Source organism: Alteromonas sp. G5_S2_22_S1 (assembly GCF_054968525.1).
The window spans coordinates 1-23,819 of the sequence record NZ_JBQKUJ010000012.1 but is presented as its reverse complement, the minus strand read 5'-3'; the positions used below and the strand labels follow the sequence as shown (position 1 = coordinate 23,819).

Below are 23,819 nucleotides of genomic sequence, written 5' to 3'. Positions count from 1 at the left end.
ATTAGCTATCTGTGGCGAGGTTGGTAGCCATAGTTGAAAGTAGGTTCGCCAGTGTTTTCCTGTCGGTTTTACTTTCTGAAAGCTCGCTCGTTACCTGCTGAAGTTTTTCCAGCAATTCTTGATGGCGTTTGCTAAACAAGTTATCCAAGGATTCAAGCTCCTTAACAACATGAGCTTCAAGCGCGTCATTGTCACTTTTCGCTGCAGTTTCAGCTATTTCCAGCTCACTTTGTAATTTATCAGTCGTATTTTGAAGCTGCTCTTGAACATTACTGTGATTGTCATTAGCACTGGCCAATTGATTAGAAAGTTCAGAGATTTGTTGATCGATAAGCTTACGTATATCGTTAAACTGATCATCAAGATGTGTATTCAGTTTTGCAAAGCTGTCGTTAACGCGTGACTCAAGGGCAGACAGATCTGCGCGAAATGCACGGTTAGTTTGACCAAATAAAATTTCTCTTAATTGAGCAAGTTCGTCTGCTGGTTGAGGGGCGCTTTGGGTTTCGTTAACGTCTTGCGCTTGCTGGTCCTTCGGCTTCTTGTCCGCCATAAAATGTCTCCAAGGGCGCGGTTTATTTGCATCAGGCATGCAAAAAACGGCTATCACATATTTATCTATGCTAATAATTTTTAAGTCCTACTCTATACAATAGCCCCAATTTGAAAACTTTGAAATACGCTAAAAGCATAATAGTGGTAAGCACCTAGCAAAAAGCAGCGCTGTTTCAGTAAGTTGTTATTAGCCTTTCTGTGCGGTCTCCTCGTTTAGTGTGCGCAAAAAAGCATAAAAGACGGGGGAGAAAAGTTAGAACAACCCACTAATATCCGCGTAAGTAATATTGAAAGCTTTTATCGCTACCGATTACTTCCTTTGTTCAAAGAAGAACTACCTGAAACCCATAGGCAAATAGCCGGTATGCCATTTTCAAAGGCATTGGGTTTTCTCACTCAGCGCGAGTCGATAGGTCACCCTTTTTCAAAACTTAAAACCGAACTTCTCGCACTAAGTAGTAAGACTAAAGAGTCTGATTGGCCAGCAATAATGGCAGCAGGGGTAGATTACATTTAGCAGTCGCCATTACTGCTAAAAGAATTTTTGGCAAATTATCAGGATATAAAGCCTTTGCTTAGTGCCTCTTTTGCATCTATTCCGAGCGACAGTGCTAGCAAACTAATCGCGCTTTATGAAAATGGGATTTTACACGTAGAGCAAAGCCATAGTGTAAGAAAGAACGAAACGTCGCATTCACGTTCAATAACGATAGACGCTAAAGGGGTTCTTGGTAAGGCTGATAAGCTTGCAACCCTGAAAAAGCTCATCGAGTTTTCTGATAAAGATAAAACATACGCGTGTGATAAAGCCCTAACAGATTTAAGTATTTCCCGTTCACATGAGTTATTGCGTAATGGAAAACCAACCGGAGTCTTTATAGGGTCGGCGTATGCAACGCCTTGGTACATTAACGTGCCTGGGTTAGATTCATGTGCCAGCTTTGCCAAAAAGATAGCAATGAACTGTATGCAAAATCGGCAGCTTGAAGAAGCGGTGGGTGAATAATGTTGCTTGCCACTAGCCTATTTTTATCGCTATTCAGTACGGTCGTAATCATCATCTTTCACTATTGGGGATTAAGAACGATTACACGGTTTTCAAGGCGTTTTACGTCGCATTTTTTCATGAGTGTATCCGTGGTTATTTTCCTCTTCTTAATTCATATAATAGAAATATTATGGTACGCACTTATGTTGTATTTCGCATTCGACATCGTTGGTTTAAATGGCTTTCAAGGTGATACTGTTCTATTGCCCTTAGACTTCCTTCACGTAGCAGCTAGCAGCTTTACTACCTTAGGCAGTTTATCGGTAACGCCCCAACAAGAGTTAGCGCTTTTGATTGACTCTATATCGCTCACGGGGTTTATGATGCTTACTTGGTCTGCCACTTATTATTATAATATCTTCTCAAACTCAAACCTTCGTGACACTTACTAGCGGGTGGGGGCTTATCAGTAGCCGGTGAAACACCATGGCTTTCATATCGTCATAGTCCTGTGCATCCATGTTGTACGGATAAGCGTCCAGCCATCGCGTGAGCTGTCCATTTGTTCATTTATCTTTCGTGTTCACTATTATTGAACAGTGCAAAATAATGAACAAGAAGACGTCCGTGTCTAAAATTTTTAGGGGAGAAAGGGGCCGCTAGAAAGTTTAGTAAGAGTTATCGCTCTTTTTCCTCGAACATGTAGGCAGCTTCAATGTAATTGAATGCTGCACTGTCTTTCTCATCTTGCGTTCATACTACTATAAGAAAGTGGAAAAGAAGGCATTCATTTTGGTTCATGTAAATCTTGCAGTCATCAATGAGCGTAAGTTTGCTGCACAAGCCAAACAGTGACGTTCAATATGGTGACTTTTTATTTTGGATGCTAAGAGGCGCACGACGAGGGTGAAGTGAATGTTTTAGACTTGGAGAAAACTATCTTGCCTTTGTTTTTCTGCTTTACAGAAGTACAATGTGCGGTTCTTTCTCCGCGAAGCCGCTTGTTGATTGAGTAAAAGCCATATTTTTGTATTCCTACTGTGTCCCTCTAAGGGATAAATCGACGGAATAACACGGAAATGTCACTAATTTTGAAATCGGTAAAAATGCGATGAGATTTACTTTTTTACATATTAATCAAGGTTTTAATGTCTATGTCTGACATCTCTTTCAATCGTAAATTCTCTGTTGCCCCTATGCTGGATTGGACAGACAGGCATTGTCGCTATTTTTTACGTTTAATGTCTAAGCATACGCTTTTATATACGGAAATGGTTACAACAGGGGCGATCATTTACGGTAAAGGCGACTATTTAGGGTACAACAAAGAAGAGCATCCTATCGCGGTACAGCTTGGTGGAAGCGATCCGTCTGACATGGCCAAGTGCGCAGAATTATCTCAAGAGCGCGGCTACGATGAAGTGAACATTAATGTGGGCTGTCCAAGTGACCGAGTAAAAAACGGCAGCTTTGGCGCGTGTTTAATGGCGCAGCCAGAAGTTGTAGCAAACTGCGTTAAAGCTATGCAGTCTGCTGTTGATATTCCTGTAACCGTAAAATGTAGAATTGGTATTGATGACATGGACGAAGATGAAGACTTTGCTCGGTTTATTGATACGGTCGCCGACGCTGGCTGTGATACATTCATTGTTCACGCACGAAAAGCCTGGTTGCAAGGGCTAAGTCCGAAAGAAAATCGCGAAATTCCGCCGTTAAATTATCCGCGCGTTCACCGCCTTAAACAAGCCCGCCCTGAATTATCGATTAGTATTAACGGTGGTATTAAAACACTTGCTGAAACCCAACAGCAGTTGGAAAGCGTAGATGGTGTTATGGTGGGACGTGAGGTTTACGCAAACCCATATATCATGTCGAGCGTTGATAAGGACATATTTGGTGATGCTAATGCACAGAGTCTGTCACGTCGTGAGATAGTACTTCAAATGCAGCAATATATTGAACGCCAAGAAGACCCTTACTTTAAACCGTGGCATGCAGCCCGTCATATTTTGGGGCTGTATCAGGGCCAAGCGGGTGGGCGTATATGGCGCAGATATCTTAGTCAAAATGGTACAGGCAAAAACCCAGATCCGAATTTGCTCCTTAACGCACTGGATGCAGTAGAAAGTGCCCAACGAGAAGTGGCCGAATATAATAGTCAAAAAGACTAACGTTTTAGTAGTTTTGACCAAAGTTTAATATTTGTTCAATTTTAAGAAGCTCGCCTTATGGCGGGCTTTTTTATTTAGTTTATTAAAATCAGGGTGTTAATAGGTTTTGAGATCTTGGCACAGCTCTCGCAATCCTCTAAGTATCGCAACAACGGCGTGTTGTTGCACTGACTAACTCAGAGGGAAATTATGAAAACTTCACTAATCGCAGCAACTTTACTAACAGCAACCATGGCAAGCAGCGTAGCAAATGCAGAAGAGTCAGTGCTACAGTCGTTTTTAACCAATGTTGTATCAAATGCGGTAGCCGCAACAACGCAAGAAATTAAAGCCGATGTGTATCAAGCAGTTGCAAACACCACTTACCATTTCGAACTGAGCCCACAAGAGTTGCAGGGCAGCGGTAAGGTGAGTGTAACCGACCTTGTTGTCGCTACACCGACTAATGGCGAAGCCAACGAAGACGATGCCGACTAAATTGATACTTAGTTTAAGAGAGCGCCATAGGGCGCTTTTTTTGTACCTGTAATAACTTGAAAAAGGGTAGGCATCGCAACAGTTTTTGCTCGTGGTCAAATTAACGAATTTGTTGGTCAAAAAAACTAACAAGTTGCATCTGGTCGTTAAGTATGCAGTCTTGTTTTCTTTTATTTTAATTAAATATCATATAAAACAATGGGTTAAATAACTGGCACAGTGATTGTAATAGTTATGGTGTTGAGAAGAACTCAGTCAGTGGCAACCAGCGTCGGATCAGATAAACAAGAAATGCTGGAAACCAAAATACTATTTTGAACGGAGAAATAATCATGGGTATGTTTTCGCGCATTAACGATATTGTTCAAGCAAATATCAACGCAATGTTAGACAAAGCTGAAGATCCTGAAAAAATTATTCGCTTGATCATTCAGGAAATGGAAGAAACGTTAGTTGAAGTTCGCACCGATGCCGCCCGCTATATCGCACAGCAAAAAACGTTAGCGCGACATATTGACGCTGCGAAAAAAGAAGTGGATGGCTGGCAACACAAAGCTCAGATTGCGATGAACAACGATAAAGAGTCATTAGCTAAAGCAGCGCTAATGGAAAAGCAGAAGTATGTAGCGAAACTGACATCCCTTGAAGAGCAAGAAGGCCATTTGGCCGACAGCATTGAAAAAATCCAAGGTGATACTGCTCGTTTGAATACTAAGTTGGCGGAAGCTAAAGCGAAGCAAAAATCCTTAGCGCAGAGAAGAAACGCTGCCCATACACGGTTAAAAGTTAAGCAAGCGGATCATGAAAGTAAGATAGATGATGCCATGACACGCTTTGAAAATTACGAACAGCGAATCGATCACTTAGAAGCTCAAGTCGATGCTTATGACTTAACTAAATCAAGTGAAGCGACCTCTCTTCAGGCTGAGTTCGATGCAATGCAGGCAGATGAAACAATTGAAAGGGAGTTGGCTGAGCTTAAAAAGAGCAAGGTCGCTTAAGCGACCTTGAGTACCGCCGCCCCGTATTGCGACTGTCGAAATTAAGAATTTTTGGAGAAAATGATGAAAGTACCGACGCAGAAACGTATTTATAGAGATCTTGATGCTGGAATTATTTCTGGGGTGTGTGCAGGCGTTGCACGCTATTTTGATATAGACGCAGTATGGGTAAGAGCGGCGGCGGTGTTGGGGCTGTTTATGGCCACACCTATTACGCTTGTTGCGTATGTTGCTGCGGTTATCTTATTACCGAGGCTAGTGTAATGAAAAACTTTCTGATTGCATTGGTGATAGCCATTATATTGGTGAATTGCTTAGGTAGCTTAGTTGATAGCTGGCTGGGTATGCATATTATTATGTCTGACCAGCTTTTAAGCCCTTGGGAGAACATAGCGGTTCTGTCGCTTATTGGCGTAGTACTAGCCATTGTGGGTTTCGTGGTAGCGGTGAGTGTGATGGGAACAATACTATTAGCACTAAGCGCAGGGTTTTTAGCTTTATTAGTTGTGGGCGTTAGTGCATTTTGGCCCATAATTCTTATCGTTATTGCGCTATATGCGTTGAAAAATCGGAACTCTGCCGCGTATAAGCAGCGAAATGATCAAAGTATGCACCATACTTTATAACTAATATAAATAGATTTAAATTGTGTTAACGTAGTAAAAAATGGTGATATATAAGTAGCCGTCATAAAGGTTACGCATTATTCGCATAGTATTAATAAACTCAAATAGCTGACGGTGCTCGGCTATTTGCTATTTAACAGGAAGGTTGGTGTTTAGATGAGACAATCAATTAACTCAAAACGGATAGCGATTGTCGCTGTGGTGATTTTTCTTCTGTTCTGGCTTATCGGGTGGTATTGGAGCCTTTCGCCAGATACTTTTGATATAAGAAAGCGTTTAGAACAAAACTCATCAGTAGAAAACCCAACGAATATTGCGGGTTATACACTTACAACCACCATGATAGACGTGTCTGAAACCTTGCTTAATAAACCTGGTGGTTACCTTTCAAATGACGTTATTCCCCCTAGCGTCTTTTTAGACAATATGCCAGCGTGGGAGTTTGGAGCATTGGAGATGGTGCGCGACTTAGCGCTTTCAATGCGCAAAGACTTTAGCCGCTCACAGTCTCAATCGATTGAAAACCCTTACCTTACTAAAGCTCATCCCAAATTTAATATGGACCATAAAAGTTGGGCATTACCGTCTTCTGAATCTAGCTATGCTGAAGGTATTGAGCTTCTGAAAAAATACCGCGACGAGCTGGCAAACACGCGAAATTCAGATAGTCAATTTTATACGCGTGCAGACAATCTGCGCGAATGGTTGAAGCAGGTAGAAAAACGCCTAGGTAGTTATTCACAAAGATTAAGTGCCAGCGTAGGATCTGCTAGAATTAATACAGATTTAGCTGGCGATGCTAACGCGAAACAATCTACGCCTAGCATCAACCAACGCGTTGTTCAGACAAGCTGGTGGAAGTTAGATAATAATTTTTATGAAGCGCGTGGGGCAACATGGGCTCTACTACATTTCCTTAAAGCTGTAGAAATTGAATTTAACGATGTGCTTGAAGATAAGAACGCATTAGTGAGTCTTCAGCAAATTATTCGCGAACTGGAAGCAACACAACAGTCTGTATTCAGTCCGATGATTTTAAATGGCAGTGGCTTTGGTATGTTAGCGAATCACTCTCTAGTGATGGCAAACTATATTTCTCGCGCAAACGCTGCTTTAATTGAAATATCAGAACTTCTTAATCAAGGATAATTAATGAAAAAAGGTCTTATAGCTGCCGCATTGGGATGCGCATTATTTTCAGTTTCATCTCAAGCAGACACTATCGCAGGCGTTTATGTTGGTGCTCAAGTTTGGCAAACCGATACCCAAGGTGGCTTTGCTGATAGCAATAACACTGCCGACTTTAATTTTGATGATGAGACCAATACGGCGCTATATATTGCCTTTGAACATCCAGTACCTTTCTTGCCTAACGTTAAGGTTAACCACACTACGTTAGACAATTCGGGTACCACAACGCTAGATTCAACGTTCACGTTTGATGGCGAACTGTTTTCTGAAAGTACGACGGTAAATACAGATATAGAGTTAGATGCAACAGACTTTATTCTGTACTACGAGCTGTTTGATAATGACTTAGTAAGCTTTGATCTAGGTGTGAATGCAAAATATATCGACGGAGCATTATTTGTCGTTGATACAGCGAGTGATACAAGCGGTTCAGCAGAGTTTTCAGGTATTGTGCCTATGGCCTATTCCAAAGTTCAGTTAGGCTTACCTTTTACCGGTTTGTCAGCGTACTTTGAAGGTAGCTATTTGTCGTTTGACGATCACGAGCTAAGTGACTATCAAGCAGCCGTTCAATATTCGTTTATTGAAAGTTTAGCCGTTGATATGACACTTCAGGTGGGTTACAGAAACGTAACGGTAGATATTGAAGACCTTGATGACGTGTATGCAGACATGGAATTTGACGGTGTATTTGCTGGTTTAGAGCTTCATTTCTAGTCGTTAGGTATTGATTTTAAAGGGCGTGACTGCTTATGCAGTTCACGCCCTTTTGCTATGAGTAAGCGTAATTTCTTCCCGTTATTACTTATTCATAGTGTCATTAGCACTTTCAGTAATAAAAAAGTTTCATTTATTCTTTTCTCTTCTTGTAGAAAGCCGTTAGCCTTAGCGCCATTGATAAAAGGCTAAAAGACTATGTCACAAGATTCTAATTCGAACTCAGCGCCAGGCGCGGTATTAAACGAACAGCAGTGGAATGCGATTACGCAAGCCATTGCAGGCTTAAATCGTGATCAACTTACTTGGGTAAGTGGCTATGCAGCAGGCATGGCGGCTGCACAAGGCGGTTCGATTGCACCAGCATTGCAAAGTGCTCCAGCAGTCGGTGCTGGTGACGCGCCAACGCTTACTATTTTGTACGGGTCGCAAACCGGTAACGCAAAAGGTTTAGCGGCTCAGTGTCAAGCTAAAGCTGAAGAAGCGGGCTTCAACAGCAAGCTAGTTAGCATGGCAGATTACAAGCCACGTAACTTGAAGTCGGAAACCCACGTTGCAGTATTTGTTAGTACTCACGGGGAAGGCGATGCACCGGATGATGCCATTGAACTGCACGAGTTTTTGGCAGGCAAGAAAGCGCCAAAACTTGCCAATACCAAATATGCTGTAGTGGGGTTAGGTGACAGCAGTTACGAGTTCTTTTGCCAGACAGGTAAAGATTTTGATGAGCGCCTAGGTAAACTGGGTGGCAAAGCGATTATTGAGCGTCTTGACTGTGATGTTGATTATGAAGCTGAAGCACAAGCGTGGTTAGCTAAATTAATCGAGTCGTTAAAAGAAGACTTTAGTGCAGCACCGCAAACTGCGGTAGCGGCACAAACTGGCGCAGCAGTGCAAGGTGTTGCGGCGCAAACTTACACCAAAAAGGCACCGTTCAAAGCAACCTTAATTGAGTCTCAAAAAATCACAGGGCGTGATTCAATCAAAGACATCCGCCATATCGAAATAAGCTTAGAGGACAGCGGCATTACTTACCAACCAGGCGATGCGCTTGGTGTTTGGTTTAAAAATGCGCCGTCGTTAGTATCTGAACTTATTAGCATATTGTCGTTAAACGGTGATGCAGAGGTAACTGTGGGTGACGCAACTATGTCACTTACTGATGCATTAACTTCAAAGCTAGAATTAACGTTAAGCTACCCTAACTTTATTAAGTCGTACCAAGCAGCAACAGGCTCTGAAACGCTAGCGACGCTCATGGAAGATAAAGCGCAGCTTCGCACTTATATGGCCGAGCGTCAGATTATCGATATTGCTCGCGACCACCCAGGTAAGATTTCAGAACAGCAGCTGGTTGAAGCACTTCGCCCGCTTACCCCACGCTTGTATTCAATTGCGTCAAGCCAAGCAGAAGTTGAAGAAGAAGTTCATTTAACTGTGGCGCACGTTGATTATGAAGCGTTCGGCCATCGTCACCAAGGTGGGGCGTCGGGTTTCCTTTGTGAGTATTTAGAGGAAAACGGTGAAGTTGATGTGTTTGTTGAAAACAACGACAACTTCCGCTTGCCGGCTGATCCGAATACTCCTGTTATTATGGTGGGACCAGGCACAGGTATTGCACCGTTTAGATCGTTTATGCAAGAGCGTGATGTACAAGGCGCTGAAGGCAAAAACTGGTTGTTCTTTGGTAACCCACACTTTACGCAAGATTTCTTGTATCAAGTAGAGTGGCAAGGTTACGTTAAAGAAGGCCTGCTAGATAAAATTACGCTGGCGTTCTCCCGTGATCAGGAAGAGAAAGTATACGTTCAACACCGTTTACTTGAACACGGTAAAGAGGTGTACGAATGGCTAGAACAGGGCGCACATTTCTATGTGTGTGGCGATGCCATGCACATGGCGAAAGATGTTGAAAATGCCCTAATTACTATAGTGCAAGAGCACGGCGGTAAGTCAGAAGCCGATGCCAAAGCCTATATTGTAGAGTTACGAAAAGCGAAACGTTATCAGAAGGATGTCTATTAATGAGTAACGAAAAATCACCATTTATCGTTGAGGGCAAACTGGCTGACAACGAGCGCTTAAAACGCGAAAGTAATAATTTGCGCGGTACCATCACTACCGATCTTAAAGATGATCTTACCGGTGGTTTCACAGCTGATAACTTCCAGCTTATTCGCTTCCACGGAATGTACCAACAAGACGACCGTGATATTCGCGCTGAGCGTGCAAAGCAAAAACTTGAGCCGCTTCACAATGTGATGCTGCGTGCGCGTTTACCGGGCGGCGTAATCACGCCTGATCAATGGCTAGCGATTGATAAGTTTGCCGCTGACCACACCATGTACGGCAGCATTCGCTTAACCACTCGTCAAACTTTCCAGTTTCATGGTGTGTTAAAGCCTAAGATTAAGTCTATGCACCAAATGCTGAACAAAGCTGGCATTGACTCTATTGCAACGGCGGGCGATGTAAACAGAAACGTACTATGTACCTCTAACCCGGTTGAATCCGAGCTTCACCTTCAGGCGTTTGAATGGGCGAAAAAGATAAGTGAACACTTACTTCCTAAGACTCGCGCCTATGCTGAAATTTGGTTGGACGGTGAAAAAGTTGAGACTACTGAAAAGCCTGTTGAACCTATTTTAGGTGATAACTATCTGCCGCGTAAGTTTAAAACTACCGTGGTTATTCCTCCGCAAAACGACGTAGATGTTCACGCCAACGACCTTAACTTTGTTGCGATTGCAGAAAATGGTCAGCTAGTTGGCTTTAACGTTCTTGTTGGTGGTGGTCTTGCAATGACCCACGGTGATAAGAGTACGTATCCGCGCAAAGCCTCTGACTTCGGTTTTATACCGCTGGAAAACACGCTAGACGTTGCCGCTGCGGTTGTTACTACGCAGCGTGATTGGGGTAACCGTGTTAATCGTAAGAACGCGAAGACCAAATACACCCTAGAGCGTGTTGGCGTAGACAACTTCAAAGCTGAAGTGGAAAAGCGTGCTGGCGTGACTTTCCAGGATAGCCGCCCTTATGAGTTTACCGACCGTGGTGACCGCTTCGGCTGGGTTGAAGGAATTGACGGCAAATACCACCTGACTGTGTTTATCGAAAATGGTCGTATTTTGGATTATCCAGGTAAAACACTAAAAACAGGTTGCGCAGAAATTGCCAAAATACACAAAGGGGATTTCCGTTTAACTGCAAACCAGAACTTGATTATTGCAGGGGTTCCGCCACAAGACAAAGACAAGATAGAAGCCTTGGCTCGTGAGCATGGTCTTATTGCGCCAAGTGTTTCTAATCAGCGTCTTGATTCAATGGCCTGTGTCGCATTGCCAACTTGCCCGCTAGCAATGGCGGAAGCTGAGCGTTACCTGCCAGATGCTGTTACCGAGCTAGAGGGCTTACTTGCCAAACACGGCCTGGAAGAAGACAGTGTTATCTTCCGCGTAACAGGATGCCCAAATGGCTGTGGTCGCGCGATGTTGTCTGAAGTGGGCTTGGTTGGTAAAGGTCCAGGCAAGTACAACTTGCACTTAGGGGGTAACCGCGAGGGTACACGTATCCCACGTATGTATCGTGAAAACATTAGCGAACAAGAAATCATGGCAGAGCTAGATACGCTACTTGGTCAATGGGCTAAAGAGCGTGAGAGTGGCGAGGCCTTTGGTGATTATGTTGTTCGCGCTGGTGTTGTAAAACCAGTAGTAGACTCCGCACGGGATTTCTATGACGAATAATACAGCAGAAAAGCAGCAACCACTTACGCTTGATATCAGCAAGGAAGATCTTGCTGATATCAACGATATGTTGGAAAAAATGACAGCGCAAGAGCGAGTTGCTTGGGCGCTGGATAACTTGCCCGATACTCATATCGTGTCTTCGAGTTTCGGAGCACAGTCGGCAGTTATGCTGCACATGCTTACTCAAGCACAGCCGGATATCCCTGTTGTGCTTACTGACACCGGTTATCTTTTTCCAGAAACGTACAAGTTTATCGATGAGCTGGTTGAGAAGCTTAATTTAAATTTGCACGTTTACAGCGCAAAAATGTCATCTGCGTGGCAAGAAGCACGCTTTGGTAGGCTTTGGGAGCAAGGCATTGAAGGTATTGAAAAATACAACAAGATGAACAAAGTTGAGCCAATGCAGCGTGCGTTGGGAGACTTAAAAGCAGGCACTTGGTTTGCCGGCTTGCGCCGAAGCCAATCCGATACCCGTGGCAAACTACCTGTGCTACAAAAAGTAGGTCAGCAATTTAAGCTCTATCCAATTATTGATTGGAGCAACAAGGACTTGCACTATTATCTTAAAGATAACGAGTTGTCCTATCATCCGCTATGGGAGCAGGGTTACGTGTCTATTGGTGACTGGCACACCACGCAATCTCTTCAAGAAGGAATGAGTGAACAAGATACCCGTTTCTTTGGGTTAAAACGTGAATGCGGTTTACACGAGTTTGGTGATGGTATTTAGCTTATGTTAAATACCTCGCCTAATACCGCCTTTAATTCTTGAAGGTAAGCGTTGTTGGGTGATTTGGTGACAAGTTTGTAAAGCTCGCTACCTACAGAGGTGAACTTGTAATACACCAGTGCAACATCGGAGGTTTTACAGGTTAAGGTCATATTCTCATTCACACACCGCCATGTAACCTGTTGCCCTTCGGCATATACGCCACTTTCAATCTCGCTGGCGTAAATTAACTTCATTTCTTGTAACGACAATAAGTCGGGATAACTTAATCCAACGGTAGCTAAATTTATTTGCTCTGGCACGGGGCGTTTAAACAGCGAGAGCAGCCCCTTGCGTTTGTGATAGCCCACCAATATACGCGGTACTGCGTCGTTATTTCTGCGGCTGGCGATATTAACGGCTTTATTAAACACTTTAGCGTCGCGATGTGTGAGCGTTTTTAATAGCTGAAGTGTTCTTAAAGAAAAGCTACCGGGCCGTGCGACTTCCACTGCGAAAATTTTACCCCATAATTCCTGCATGGGCTGGCTGTAAATCTCTTCAGCCATGGTACTAAATGCGAAAAACCAATCAGGGTCAAGATTATCGCTAGTTTGTTCGTTGATTGTCACATTTAGTGCTATATTTAAAACTGCTTGAAGATTGCTCGCTTTTTGTGTTTCTAAAATTTGTTTTCTTCGTTCCAATGCATGTTTTTGCTTCTTTGGATCAGAAGACATCAACGAGGGGCTGATACCTACTCGTGCGAACCACGAAAGCATGCGTTGACGACTAGCATCAGCTTTCACTGTACCAGCCGCTTTTTCTGCAGTAGCTTGTTCAGCCGTAGTCTTGGCGCTGTCATTTCCCGCTTGCCGTGGTTTTTCTACCTCTTGAGGAAAATGCTGGGGTGTAATCTTCATAAATGGTTAAATGACTGAATGTAAAATGGCATGTGACATGAGAGCACTATTGCATTGCGTAACCTATATATCAATGTAATCGTCGCTTTAGACTATGAGTAATACGTTCTTGTTTTGTGTGTTTCGAGGAAATGAGCGGTAATGTCGGCAATGGATTACGATAACGACGAATTGATTTTTTTAGATGACGATGGTTCAGTTGAAGAGCAAGTTCTCTTGGGCAAAGATTGGAACATTCTCATTGTTGACGATGATGAAGAGATTCACACGGTTACGCGCCTTGCGCTGTCTGACCTTGTCGTAAACGATCGTAAATTAAACTTTATCCACGCTTATTCAGCAAAGCAGGCTAAAGCGTTACTTCATGAATATAGCAACAGTATTGCTATTATCTTGCTCGACGTGGTCATGGAAACCGATGACGCTGGTTTCGATGTAGTTAAGTACATCCGTGAGGATATGAAGTTGTTCGAGCCGAGAATAATCCTGCGCACGGGTCAGCCAGGATATGCGCCCGAAGAACAAGTCATAAAAGTCTACGATATCAATGACTATAAAACCAAGACAGAGCTCACTCGAGCAAAACTACTAACAACTATTATCTCTTCTCTGCGTTCTTATCAGCAAATTATTACCATTAGCCAAAGCCGCGCAGGCTTGGAGAAAATTATTACCTCCTCGGCTAACCTGTTTGAAGAACATTCCGTAAAAGAATTCTGCGAAGGTGTCGTTACTCAAATAAGCTCTTTAATTGGGCTCGATTCAGAAGGCTTGTTATGTGCAAGAGCAGGTTCATTGCTCGACAGGGATGATTCTGAAGTTTACGTTTTAGGTGCAGCGGGTGAGTATGCTAAGTTTATTAATCATCCAGTAGCCGACGTTAAAAATATAGAAATAGAAGAAAACGTCGTTCGCTGTTTACGGCTTAAAAAGCATATTTTCGAGCCAAGCTGCTCGGTACTTTATATCAGTAGAGCGGGCTTTGAAGCGGCAGTATACGTGCGCCAGACTCATGAAATAAGCGAGCTTGACAAGCATTTGCTGGAAGTTTTCTTATCAAGCATTTCCGTTGGATATGAAAACGTAAACCTTTTCCACGAGCTAAGAAATGCAGCGTTTCGTGACTGGCTAACGCGCCTTCCAAATCGCAACGAATTTATTAACATGTTGGATAAGCCCCACCTATTCGCCGGGGAAAACTGCAGTGTGGCCCTTATCGATGTTAATCACTTTTCAGACGTTAATGACGGGTTAGGCCAGGAAGTGGGAAACGAATTACTGCGGGCTATTAGTGGTCGTTTTCAAACTTCTTTTGATGGACTGGTTAAAAAAGGCCGTATTGGTGCGGACGTATTTGGGCTGATTGGTCCCGATGAATTGGTTTGTCCAGAAGCGATTAACGCTATCTTTCAATCGTCTTTTAAAGTCGGCGATCACACACTTCCAGTAAACGTGACACTTGGATTTTGTAAGTTAGATAACAAACGCAATATTGGTATTGAAATTTTAAAGCGTACCAATATTGCCTTAAACCGCGCTAAGAAAAACCTTACAGATAACTTTGAATATTACGCGAAAGACATTGAGGACCAGACAACCTGGCGTCTCGATATGATCCGTCGTCTTAGAAGTGATTTTGCTGCACGAAAGCTAGAGCTTTGGTTTCAACCCCAAATAGATTTACTAAACGAAAAAGTAGTGGGTATGGAAGGTTTACTGCGGTGGCCTGATGGCGATGGTGGGTATATCTCACCGGCGATCTTTGTACCCCTCGCAGAGTATTCTGGCCTCATCGTAGATATTGGTGAATGGGTATTAGAAGAGTCGTGCCGCCGTCTTCAAGCGTTGAAAGAAAAAAACTATGGCCACCTACGCGTAGCAGTCAACATTTCTATTCCGCAATTCCGAGATAGGTTATTTGTAGAAAAGGTAAAGCACGCCCTGTCAAATGCTAACTGTGATCCCAGCCGTCTAGAGCTGGAAATTACAGAGAGTGTTGTTATGGATGAGCCTCAAATAGTGATTGATGCATTACGCTCGCTAAAAGAATTTGGGGTGAAAATAGCGATAGATGACTTCGGCACCGGTTTTTCATCAATGAGTTACTTGCAGCAGTTACCTCTAGACCGACTGAAGGTAGACCGCTCTTTTGTAAAAGATATTAAGCCAGGTGCGAGTGCAGTGCTGGCTGAAACAATTGTTACCTTAGGTAATAAACTAGGCTTATTAACCATTGCGGAAGGCGTGGAAAAAAGAGAGCAGGCTAGCTACATGATTAAGTTAGGCTGTGATGAGGCGCAAGGTTACCTTTACGCGAAACCCATGCCGTTTGACGCGCTTTTAGCGTTTTTAGAGAACCACGATTAGTTTTGTAACGCGTTCGAAACATAGTGTTGGAGCATCGGCAGGCTTTCTTCCTCAAACCACTTATTTTTTGCGAGCCAGCGGTTATTTCTGCCCGACGGGTGAGGTAAAGCGACGTGACCGGCGTTCGCTGCAAACGTAGTGTAAACGGCGTCTGTTAAATTTTTATATTCGGGCAAATAGTATTGCTGCGCGTAACGGCCAATATAGACCGTGAGTTCTGGCCTTATTTGTGACAGGAAAGCCTGATGCCAAGTAGGCGCGCACTCTTTTCGGGGTGGAGCATCCGCACCGTTTTTGTATCCCGGGAAACAAAATCCCATAGGCAGAATAGAAATGAGTTTAGGGTTGTAAAAGGTAGGTTTTGATACTGACAGCCAGCTACGCAGTCTATCACCGCTTGCATCGTTAAAGGCAATGCCACTTTCATGAGCCTTCAACCCAGGTGCTTGACCAATAATAAGTACTTTGGCAAATTTTGCCGTACTGAAAATAGGGTTAGGAGTGTGAGGAAGGTACTGAGCGCATAAGGCGCAATTTCTCGCTTCAGCTGCCAGTTCATCGTGCCCTTTCACTTTTTTCTCCAAATATTTCTGGTTGTAATACTTTTGTCACAAAACTATGATCTCAATTTGACTATCTAATGTATATACAGTATGTTTAATAGTGACAGTGAAAGACTGTAACACAGGAGAAGAAACATGCGTAAAGTAGTACTAACATTAGCTCTATCAGCAGCCTTTGGTATTGCGCATGCGGAATCTGGTAGCAACCAGCTTTTCGATTGCATGGATGCGAAAACATTCGAAATGAACAACCAATGTATGTCGAGCCAAATCGACAATAACATTCGTTTCCGTGATGCACAGACAAAGCTTATCGACATTGCAAGCGAAAGTCAGGGTGACTACGCTATTGCGACAATGACATTCGATCAAGAAAATATGCACATCGACATCGTAGCACATAAAGATTCGCTAAACGCGCTTGCTGCGAACCGTAACTAGTTTTTAGTTAACGCATATAAGCCGGCGACAATTTCGCCGGCTTTTTTGTGCCTGTTAGAAAATCCTGTTCAAGCCGTTTATCGCTGCAACGCGATAGGCTTCAGCCATAGTCGGATAGTTAAATGTGGTATTAACGAAGTAGTCAATGGTATTACCTTCACCTTTTTGCTGCATGATAGCTTGCCCGATGTGCACAATTTCTGAGGCACGCTCTCCGAAGCAGTGAATGCCCAAAATTTCTTTTGTTTCACGATGAAAGAGAATCTTAAGACTACCGGTTTGCGTGGACGCAATTTGTGCTCTAGCCAAATGCTTGAACTGTGCTCGTCCTACTTCATAAGGCACTTTAGCGGCTGTTAACTCCTGCTCTGTCTTGCCTACGGAGCTTATTTCCGGAATAGTGTAAATACCGGAAGGGATATCGGCAACAAGCGCTGAATGAGTGCTTATTCCAAGCATGGCTTCTGCTGCAAACCGGCCTTGGTTATATGCCGCTGATGCTAAACTAGGGTAGCCAATGACATCACCGACGGCATAGATATTATCTATCTCTGTCTGATAGTTTTCGTTTACGCGCAGTTGCCCTCTGTTGTCTGCTTTAAGACCAACATTCTCCAGCTTAAGGGTATCGGTGTTACCCGTACGCCCGTTAGCAAACAGTAAACAGTCTGCTCGCATTCGCTTACCTGATTCAAGGTTTAAAATCACAGAGTCATCTAACGTTTCGACCGATGAATACGTTTCGTTGTGGCGAATGAGAACGCCGTTATTCCATAAGTGGTAACTCAGGGCGTCGGAAATTTCATCATCTAGAAATGAAAGTAAGCGATCGCGCATGTTAACCAGATCAACTTTAACACCTAACCCTCTAAAAATGCTGGCATATTCAGAACCGATAACACCCGCACCGTAGATTATGATGGATTTAGGGTCGTGATCTAACGACAAAATGGTATCTGAGTTATAAACCCTTGGATGATTAAAATCGATGTCTTTCGGGCAGTAGGGACGGGAACCAGTAGCGATAGCTATTTGCGCTGCAGTAACCGTGTCTTTTGAACCATCTTCTCGCATTATCTCTAAAGTATGCGCATCAACAAAGCTTGCTTCGCCGTAAAACAGTGTCACCCGGTTTCTATCGTAAAAGGAAGAGCGAAGGCGTGTTTGGCTTTTCACAACGCCACTGGCATGACGCATGATATCTGAGAACGTAAGGCTCTTGCTTAAATGGTTATCGGCAAACAGAGGCGATGAGTTGTACTCAATGAGCCGGCTAACTGAATGACGAAGCGCTTTCGAGGGGATGGTTCCCCAATGCGTACAGCCTCCACCCACCGCTTCATAGCGCTCTACAACAGCCACTTTTTTACCGGCCTTGGCAAGTTGCATAGCAACACCTTCTCCGCCAGGACCCGTACCAATAACTATCGCGTCATAATGATAAGAAGGTGATTTCTGTTTTTGCTTAGCTGCCATTTTACTTTCCTATTGTGTAACGACTGGTGAGGTGGCGACATCGTAAATGCGCGCCAACTTCGCAACGGCATAAACCGTTTAAGAAGTTGCTATAAATATAGTACTACCTTAGTTGTCTTGTAATTCCAACTATAGGATAAAAAAAACCACATAAGCAGGCACTTATGTGGTTTTTCCAAAACTTAATTTACAGAAAGTTAGGGGCTAGGCCATTTGTAACGATAAGCTTTGCAAATGTGTCCATTTTTCTTTCTGCACAGCAAACGCGTGCTTCAGTTCTTTGTACTTATATGCAAGTTCTAACCCTTCAATACTGCGTTTTAAGGTGCGTTGCTTAACACGCATCACGCGCTTTTTCGTCGCGTAGTATTCACTCATTCGCTGCATAAGCAGGTCGTACTCTTCTTGAATAGTGTGCATCATTTCTTCAGCGTTGGGCAGTACCGATACTTTCTCACTAGCCCTTTGAAGCTGCATGGCCGCCAGTGCCTTTTCGATGCGCTCTTCAGGTACTTTGCGAAGGTTCGACGTTAAACCTACATAAGACAGCCCTTTGATTAGCCATTTAGTAGGATCAAACTGATACCAACGAATGCCGTTGCGGTAATCGTATTCAAAGATATGGTGGTAGTTGTGATAACCCTCGCCAAACGTGAAGAAAGCTAAAACGCCATTATCTCGCGCCGTATTTTTATCGGTATAAGGCTGACTACCCCAAAAATGGGCCAGAGAATTAATAAAAAACGTAACATGATGAACTAGCACCAACCGAAGAACGCCCGCTACTAAAATCATGCCCATTACGTCGCCGTTCAAATAGCCTAATAGACCAGTAATGCCAAAGTTAGCAGCGAGTACGATAGGTAAGTAGTATTTGTGCTGCCACATCACCACGCTATCTTTTTGCAGGTCTTTACAGTTGCTGTAGTCATCGTAACGCTTAGCTTGATACTCGCGTAACATCCAGCCGATGTGCGCGAACCAAAGCCCTTTCTTTGCAGAGTAAGGATCTTTGTCGTTGTCGTCTACATGGCGGTGATGCACACGGTGATCAGAAGACCAATGCAAAATACTATTCTGCAAGGCCATAGCGCCGCCGATAGCAAGAATGACACGCACAACAATGTTTGCATCGTAGGTCTTGTGAGACCACAGACGGTGATAACCAGCAGTAATTGACATGCCGGTAAAGTAGAACAGAAATATAGCAGTACCAATTTCTGCCCAATCAATGCCTTGATACGCCACCCATAGCGGCACACCAATAAATGCTATTGCGCCAGATATTATAAATACCAGCGCATTAGTTAGGATAAGAGGAGGTTTTTTCATTTTATACAACTTGGCTTACAACTGTTCGCTAATTTATCGTTTTACGAGGCTTCAGGCAAGCAAAACCCAGATAAGTTCTGCTTACATGTGTAAAATTTAATTATAGCCGAGGGTGGATGAAATGTAGGTAAAGTAAACTAATTAATGCTTAGCCCTTGTTTATAAAAGAGATGATTTTGTTTCTCTTTCCCCATTAGCGTGTGTTGCGATAAACTACGCACGCTAGTCCTTGATGTAAGAAGTTTGATTTCATTAATGGCTATTCAGATGATGCAGAATTTACATCGTAAAGTGCTGCAAATCATCGGGCCATTGAACGTTAATCAACATAGGTTGCAAATGTGAGTCGACAAGAACAGAAATTAAAAACCCGCCAAAATATCATCCATGCTGCTTTTTCACTGCTAGACGAAAACCGTAGTTTGTCGGCAATCAGCTTGCGTGAAGTCGCCAGAGAAGCAGGCATTGCACCTACGTCTTTTTATAGGCACTTTAAAGATATGGATGAGCTGGGTTTAACGCTGGTGGATGAAGCGGGTTTAGCATTGCGTCAGCTTATGCGTCAGGCAAGACGACGTATCGCGTCAGGGGGCGGTGTTATCCATACCTCTGTTGAAACCTTTATGGAGTTCATTGCGGCCAATACAAACGTTTTCCGTTTATTACTGCGTGAGCATACTGGCACGTCGTCTGCCTACCGGCTAGCAGTATTCAGAGAAATCCAACACTTCATAGACGAACTCACTGACTACATCATTGAGCAGCAAGGTGTGGAGTATTCCTGTGCACAACTTCAAGCTGACGCCATGGTAAGGCTAGTATTTAGTGCAGGCGCTGAGGCGTTAGAAGCTGATGAAAAGCTACGCAAGGAAATTGGCGAAAAAGTCAAAGCTCAACTTCGCTTTGTTCAGGTAGGTGCTACCCAGAAAAGCTAACACCAACAGTATTATAGGAATGTTATGATACTGAAAACTTACACGCAAACTAGCCTTTGCGTGTAAGTAAAACACCTGCCTCAATATGATGGGTGAAAGGAAATTGATCAAATAGTGCCGATTGAGCGACGTCGTGAGTTTCACTCAATAGTTCAAGGTTTTGCGCTAAGGTTTCAGGGTTACAAGAGATATACACAATATTGTCGTAATCTTGAATCATTCTTAATGAATCTTCATCTAACCCAGCTCTTGGTGGATCGACGAGTACAGTCGTAAAGTTATACTCGCTAAGATCGATACCCTCTAATCGGCTAAACGTACGTTCTCCTTTCATAGCTTGCGTAAATTCTTCTGCAGCTAACCTGACAATTTTTACATTGTGCAGTCTGTTTTGTTCAATATTAAACTGCGCTGCTTGTACCGAGGGTTTCGCTATTTCAGTACCCACTACGTTATCGAAGTGAAGGGCCAGCGGTAATGAGAAGTTACCGGCACCGCAGTACATTTCCAATAGATCACCAGATAGAGGCTTAACGCAGTCCAGAGCCCATTCAATCATCTTACAATTTACTTCAGCATTAGGCTGAGTAAAGCTGTTCTCGATATGCTTGAATACGAACTCATTACCCTTTACTGGCAAACGCTCAATAACAAAATCGTTGTCGATAATGCGTTTTTGTTTTCTTGCACGGCCAATAATATTCACTTTCGGGAAGTGCGTTTCCAACGTACTTTTAAGAGACTTTGCGGCAGCTTCCCATTCATCATCTAACTGGCGATGGTATAAAAGGCTAATAACGAGTTCACCAGATAGCGCTGAAAGGTAATCTATCTGAAACAACTTCTTTCTTAGTATTTCATTAGGGCGAATTTCGTTTAGTAGCTTTTCCATCGCATCGTTAATTGTTTTGCACGCGGGAGGGAAACTATCTACGCGATATTTTTCTTTTGTTTCCTGATCAAACATGATGTGAAAGAGGTCGTCGCCCTCGTGCCACACCCTAAATTCTGCGCGCATACGATAGTGAGTAGGCTGTGATGGGTAAACCGAAGTTTTAGGCGCATTAAATGGAGAAAGTAACGCCGAAAGACGATCTACTTTTTCGTCTAACTGCGCTTGATAACGTTGTTGTTCATCGGCCGACATAAAATTCTCCATTGATAGTTGAGGTCGCGAATTGTAGTCCCTTATAAAATAACTGCAACAAGCGCTAGTTACTTCTATAAAAATCGTATAAAAAAAGCTGTATTAAAATTAAACAATACTGAATCGTCGCCGATAATAAGAAAGAGGATAGTGAGGATCAAATTATGAACGTGGGTCAAATTAAAGCTTTCATGGGCGATCAAAAGGTCGAGCAAAAAGCTGAACAGAAAGCGACGGTTCACCCGAATGAAGTATTGAAAAAGCAGTTGCAGCAAGATGGGTTGCAACAAGCAGCAGAGTTTTCTAAGCAGCAAGCGGCGTCTGTATCTGTTTCAAGCAGTCAAACGAGTATAGGTTTACGGGTAGTGAGCAGTAACCTGAACCAAGCGTTAGAGATTGACGGACAAAAGCCGCAAGAAACGAAAGGAAAAGCGCTGGACGAAGAATCTTCTAAGTTATTCGACTTCGAAAAGGTGGCTAGAAATGTACTTAAGTTTGTTGGCGGTGTAATTCGCGGGGCCGCCGATGGTGGAGCAAGTGAAGAAAAGCTAAATGGTTTATTTAGTCAGGCGAGAGAAGGCGTAAGTCGTGGTTTTGCCATGGCAGAAAAAGATTTAGCGGGTTTCATGAATGATGAGATAGAGCAGGGCATGACAAAAAGCCGCGATCTCATTGATACGGGAATCAATGATCTTGAAACCGATATCTTTGGTCGTCAGCAGCCTAACGCTGTCTCCATATCCACACTAAATGCAGTAGCGGCATCAGAAGAAAAGAGCGGAAGCTTGATGATACGGACAAAAGACGGCGATGAAGTCAGCTTTAGTTTTGAAAGCTTACAGTCTTTTAAAGCGTCTCAACAGTTAAGCTATCAAGCGCAGATCTCACAAGAGCAACAAGATAGTTCAGGAGAGTTAGACCAACAGAGTGACACTGAAAGTACAGCGGCTTATTCTCAACAGACTTCTTATCAGTACTATGAACGAAGCGGAATCAGTTTTTCCCTCAAAGGAGAACTTGATGAAGGTGAACTAGAGTCTATTGCGAATTTAGTGGGTCAAGTTCAAGACTTAGCTGATACCTTTTATAATGGTGATATCGATAAAGCATATGAAGAAGCATTGAGTTTAGGCTTTGACGATAAAGAACTGGTGGGTTACGCACTGCAGCTTAATAGAACCACACAAACTGAAGTGCTAAAGACATACGAGAACATCCAGCATTATAATGAGGATAATAGCGATAATGCTAAATACGGTAACGTAGTAAGTCCAGTTGCCCAGTATCTAGAAAAGATGATGGATACGTTTGCTAATGCAGAGAATAAGCTAGCAAGTAGCGAAGACTACAATGCGTTAATTGCTGGATTAATAAATGAAATGAAAGATGTGCAGGTGCCTGACTTGATATCCGCTATTAATAGATTTCGATCTTTTAATCAGACTTTACTAGACGGACTACCGCAATCTTTAGAAGCCAGCGAGTCTTAAACCTTCCTCATATGAAAAAGCCCGGAGCAAATGCTAACCGGGCTTTTTTACATGCGAATGAAGACTATTCGTGATGGACTTTATCTTTCGCTGGGCGAACCTTCAATGTACGCTCTTGAAAAATAGAATCGTTCGTCTTATCTATAACGCTACTTAAGTCATCGGTAACAACTTCAATAAAACCGTAACCTTTTCGCTTTCCCGTTTTTCGATCCTTCATTAGCCGAACTGACTGTACTTCAATAAAACTGCTGAAGTATTCCTTCACAGCGTTTTCATTTGCTCGATAAGGCAAATTACCTACATACAAGGTTTCTATCGATCCTTCATTAGAGTGTGCTCTGGCATCTGAGGAAGATGGACTTTGAATAAGAGACGCTAGCCATGGAGTGACGATACCGCTTATCAACAGAGCTGCTGATACGGTTAGTGGAACATGAACGTTTAAACTAGCAGAAGAAAACAACAAGTAACCTGCAATTGCAAAAATAGCGCTTATAACGGCGCATTGAATAAAGCCTACTTTCATATACCTACCTTTCTATTGTTTATTATGGGGTTGGAGGCTGTATACAGTTTACTCATTTGTAACAATTAGAACAATAAAATGTGAAAAAACTAGCCGAAAGATGCATTGAGCTTGTAGATATGATGCAGAAATGAGCGGTTAACCTCAAAAGTGTGCTAAAAAGCAAAAAAAACCAATTTAACTGTTGATCTTTCTCATCAGGTATCTATAATGCGCTCCACGTTCTGAGGGGGCTTCGAGAAAAACAAAGTCAACTTAGCAACAAGTGCAAAACCAAGTTTTCAAGCAAATAAAAAGTTTAAAAACAAGGTTGACATCGAAAACAAACGATGTAAAATGCGCACCTCACTCGAACAGGGTGAGCCACTAAGAAGCAACGCGCTTCGCGGTGAGCAAGGAAAACGAATCAACTGAAAGTAATGTTGGTCT

Annotated in this window: 24 protein-coding genes; 17 read left to right on the top strand and 7 right to left on the bottom strand. The window is 43.0% G+C overall.

The window, feature by feature from the left end; all coding sequences use genetic code 11:
- Position 1: 1 nt before the first annotated feature.
- A complete protein-coding gene (locus ACTRWF_RS13305) occupies positions 2-553 on the bottom strand; it encodes a hypothetical protein (protein ID WP_012519796.1) in 552 nt (183 codons plus the stop codon).
- A 321-nt stretch (positions 554-874) separates the two neighbouring features.
- On the opposite strand from ACTRWF_RS13305, the gene ACTRWF_RS13300 reads away from it, so the two are divergent.
- From ACTRWF_RS13300 to ACTRWF_RS13240, 13 genes are all read left to right on the top strand, one after another.
- Complete coding sequence (locus tag ACTRWF_RS13300; RefSeq protein ID WP_462835690.1) at positions 875-1,072, top strand: hypothetical protein; 198 nt, start codon at positions 875-877, stop codon at positions 1,070-1,072.
- A gap of 27 nt (positions 1,073-1,099) precedes the next feature.
- Entirely contained in the window at positions 1,100-1,561 is a 462-nt protein-coding gene (locus ACTRWF_RS13295; RefSeq protein ID WP_462835689.1) for a hypothetical protein, read from the top strand.
- Between the two features lie 185 nt (positions 1,562-1,746).
- Entirely contained in the window at positions 1,747-1,995 is a 249-nt protein-coding gene (locus tag ACTRWF_RS13290; RefSeq protein WP_015068084.1) for a hypothetical protein, read from the top strand.
- 696 nt (positions 1,996-2,691) lie between these two features.
- Positions 2,692-3,714 (top strand): tRNA dihydrouridine(20/20a) synthase DusA, encoded by a 1,023-nt coding sequence (gene dusA / locus ACTRWF_RS13285; protein WP_462835688.1) that lies wholly within the window; start codon positions 2,692-2,694, stop codon positions 3,712-3,714.
- Positions 3,715-3,903: 189 nt separating this feature from the next.
- Complete coding sequence (locus tag ACTRWF_RS13280; protein WP_012519766.1) at positions 3,904-4,191, top strand: hypothetical protein; 288 nt, start codon at positions 3,904-3,906, stop codon at positions 4,189-4,191.
- A gap of 332 nt (positions 4,192-4,523) precedes the next feature.
- Entirely contained in the window at positions 4,524-5,192 is a 669-nt protein-coding gene (pspA, locus tag ACTRWF_RS13275; protein WP_141154577.1) for a phage shock protein PspA, read from the top strand.
- A 63-nt stretch (positions 5,193-5,255) separates the two neighbouring features.
- Positions 5,256-5,456 carry a PspC domain-containing protein gene (locus tag ACTRWF_RS13270; protein ID WP_012519764.1) on the top strand — a complete coding sequence of 67 codons (201 nt, stop codon included), beginning with the start codon at positions 5,256-5,258 and terminating at the stop codon, positions 5,454-5,456.
- On the top strand, positions 5,456-5,818 hold the full coding sequence (locus ACTRWF_RS13265; protein WP_015068081.1) for a hypothetical protein: 363 nt from the start codon (positions 5,456-5,458) through the stop codon (positions 5,816-5,818). Before ACTRWF_RS13270 ends, ACTRWF_RS13265 begins: the two co-directional genes overlap by 1 nt.
- Positions 5,819-5,974: 156 nt before the next feature.
- Entirely contained in the window at positions 5,975-6,967 is a 993-nt protein-coding gene (locus tag ACTRWF_RS13260; RefSeq protein ID WP_012519762.1) for a DUF2333 family protein, read from the top strand.
- 3 nt (positions 6,968-6,970) lie between these two features.
- On the top strand, positions 6,971-7,726 hold the full coding sequence (locus ACTRWF_RS13255; RefSeq protein WP_012519761.1) for a TIGR04219 family outer membrane beta-barrel protein: 756 nt from the start codon (positions 6,971-6,973) through the stop codon (positions 7,724-7,726).
- 198 nt (positions 7,727-7,924) lie between these two features.
- Positions 7,925-9,751, top strand: coding sequence for an assimilatory sulfite reductase (NADPH) flavoprotein subunit (locus ACTRWF_RS13250; protein ID WP_012519760.1), 1,827 nt, complete (start codon positions 7,925-7,927; stop codon positions 9,749-9,751).
- Positions 9,751-11,472, top strand: coding sequence for an assimilatory sulfite reductase (NADPH) hemoprotein subunit (cysI, locus tag ACTRWF_RS13245; RefSeq protein WP_462835687.1), 1,722 nt, complete (start codon positions 9,751-9,753; stop codon positions 11,470-11,472). Before ACTRWF_RS13250 ends, cysI begins: the two co-directional genes overlap by 1 nt.
- Entirely contained in the window at positions 11,462-12,208 is a 747-nt protein-coding gene (locus ACTRWF_RS13240; RefSeq protein ID WP_020744285.1) for a phosphoadenylyl-sulfate reductase, read from the top strand. Before cysI ends, ACTRWF_RS13240 begins: the two co-directional genes overlap by 11 nt.
- Here the strand turns inward: ACTRWF_RS13240 and ACTRWF_RS13235 are convergent.
- Positions 12,205-13,110: a TIGR03899 family protein gene (locus ACTRWF_RS13235; RefSeq protein WP_012519757.1), complete on the bottom strand. Its 906-nt coding sequence runs from the start codon at positions 13,108-13,110 to the stop codon at positions 12,205-12,207. The genes ACTRWF_RS13240 and ACTRWF_RS13235 overlap by 4 nt on opposite strands.
- A gap of 141 nt (positions 13,111-13,251) precedes the next feature.
- Here ACTRWF_RS13235 and ACTRWF_RS13230 point away from each other — a divergent pair, with 141 nt between their 5' ends.
- On the top strand, positions 13,252-15,477 hold the full coding sequence (locus ACTRWF_RS13230; RefSeq protein WP_012519756.1) for a bifunctional diguanylate cyclase/phosphodiesterase: 2,226 nt from the start codon (positions 13,252-13,254) through the stop codon (positions 15,475-15,477).
- Here the strand turns inward: ACTRWF_RS13230 and ACTRWF_RS13225 are convergent.
- Complete coding sequence (locus ACTRWF_RS13225; protein WP_012519755.1) at positions 15,474-16,061, bottom strand: uracil-DNA glycosylase family protein; 588 nt, start codon at positions 16,059-16,061, stop codon at positions 15,474-15,476. The two genes, ACTRWF_RS13230 and ACTRWF_RS13225, sit on opposite strands and share 4 nt — an antisense overlap.
- Before the next feature lie 114 nt (positions 16,062-16,175).
- Here ACTRWF_RS13225 and ACTRWF_RS13220 point away from each other — a divergent pair, with 114 nt between their 5' ends.
- Positions 16,176-16,481, top strand: a complete 306-nt coding sequence (locus ACTRWF_RS13220; RefSeq protein WP_462835686.1) for a pyridine nucleotide transhydrogenase — start codon at positions 16,176-16,178, stop codon at positions 16,479-16,481.
- A 54-nt stretch (positions 16,482-16,535) separates the two neighbouring features.
- On the opposite strand, the gene sthA is transcribed toward ACTRWF_RS13220, so the two are convergent.
- On the bottom strand, positions 16,536-17,957 hold the full coding sequence (gene sthA, locus ACTRWF_RS13215; protein WP_462835685.1) for a Si-specific NAD(P)(+) transhydrogenase: 1,422 nt from the start codon (positions 17,955-17,957) through the stop codon (positions 16,536-16,538).
- A gap of 204 nt (positions 17,958-18,161) precedes the next feature.
- A complete protein-coding gene (locus ACTRWF_RS13210) occupies positions 18,162-19,289 on the bottom strand; it encodes an acyl-CoA desaturase (protein ID WP_012519752.1) in 1,128 nt (375 codons plus the stop codon).
- Between the two features lie 341 nt (positions 19,290-19,630).
- Here ACTRWF_RS13210 and fabR point away from each other — a divergent pair, with 341 nt between their 5' ends.
- The gene (fabR, locus tag ACTRWF_RS13205) at positions 19,631-20,224 is read left to right on the top strand and encodes an HTH-type transcriptional repressor FabR (RefSeq protein WP_012519751.1); all 594 of its coding nucleotides are present in this window, start codon (positions 19,631-19,633) and stop codon (positions 20,222-20,224) included.
- A 49-nt stretch (positions 20,225-20,273) separates the two neighbouring features.
- On the opposite strand, the gene trmA is transcribed toward fabR, so the two are convergent.
- On the bottom strand, positions 20,274-21,371 hold the full coding sequence (gene trmA / locus ACTRWF_RS13200) for a tRNA (uridine(54)-C5)-methyltransferase TrmA (RefSeq protein ID WP_462835684.1): 1,098 nt from the start codon (positions 21,369-21,371) through the stop codon (positions 20,274-20,276).
- A 164-nt stretch (positions 21,372-21,535) separates the two neighbouring features.
- On the opposite strand from trmA, the gene ACTRWF_RS13195 reads away from it, so the two are divergent.
- On the top strand, positions 21,536-22,861 hold the full coding sequence (locus ACTRWF_RS13195) for a DUF5610 domain-containing protein (protein ID WP_462835683.1): 1,326 nt from the start codon (positions 21,536-21,538) through the stop codon (positions 22,859-22,861).
- Between the two features lie 64 nt (positions 22,862-22,925).
- On the opposite strand, the gene ACTRWF_RS13190 is transcribed toward ACTRWF_RS13195, so the two are convergent.
- Positions 22,926-23,390: an RNA recognition motif domain-containing protein gene (locus ACTRWF_RS13190; RefSeq protein ID WP_012519748.1), complete on the bottom strand. Its 465-nt coding sequence runs from the start codon at positions 23,388-23,390 to the stop codon at positions 22,926-22,928.
- Positions 23,391-23,819 lie beyond the last annotated feature (429 nt).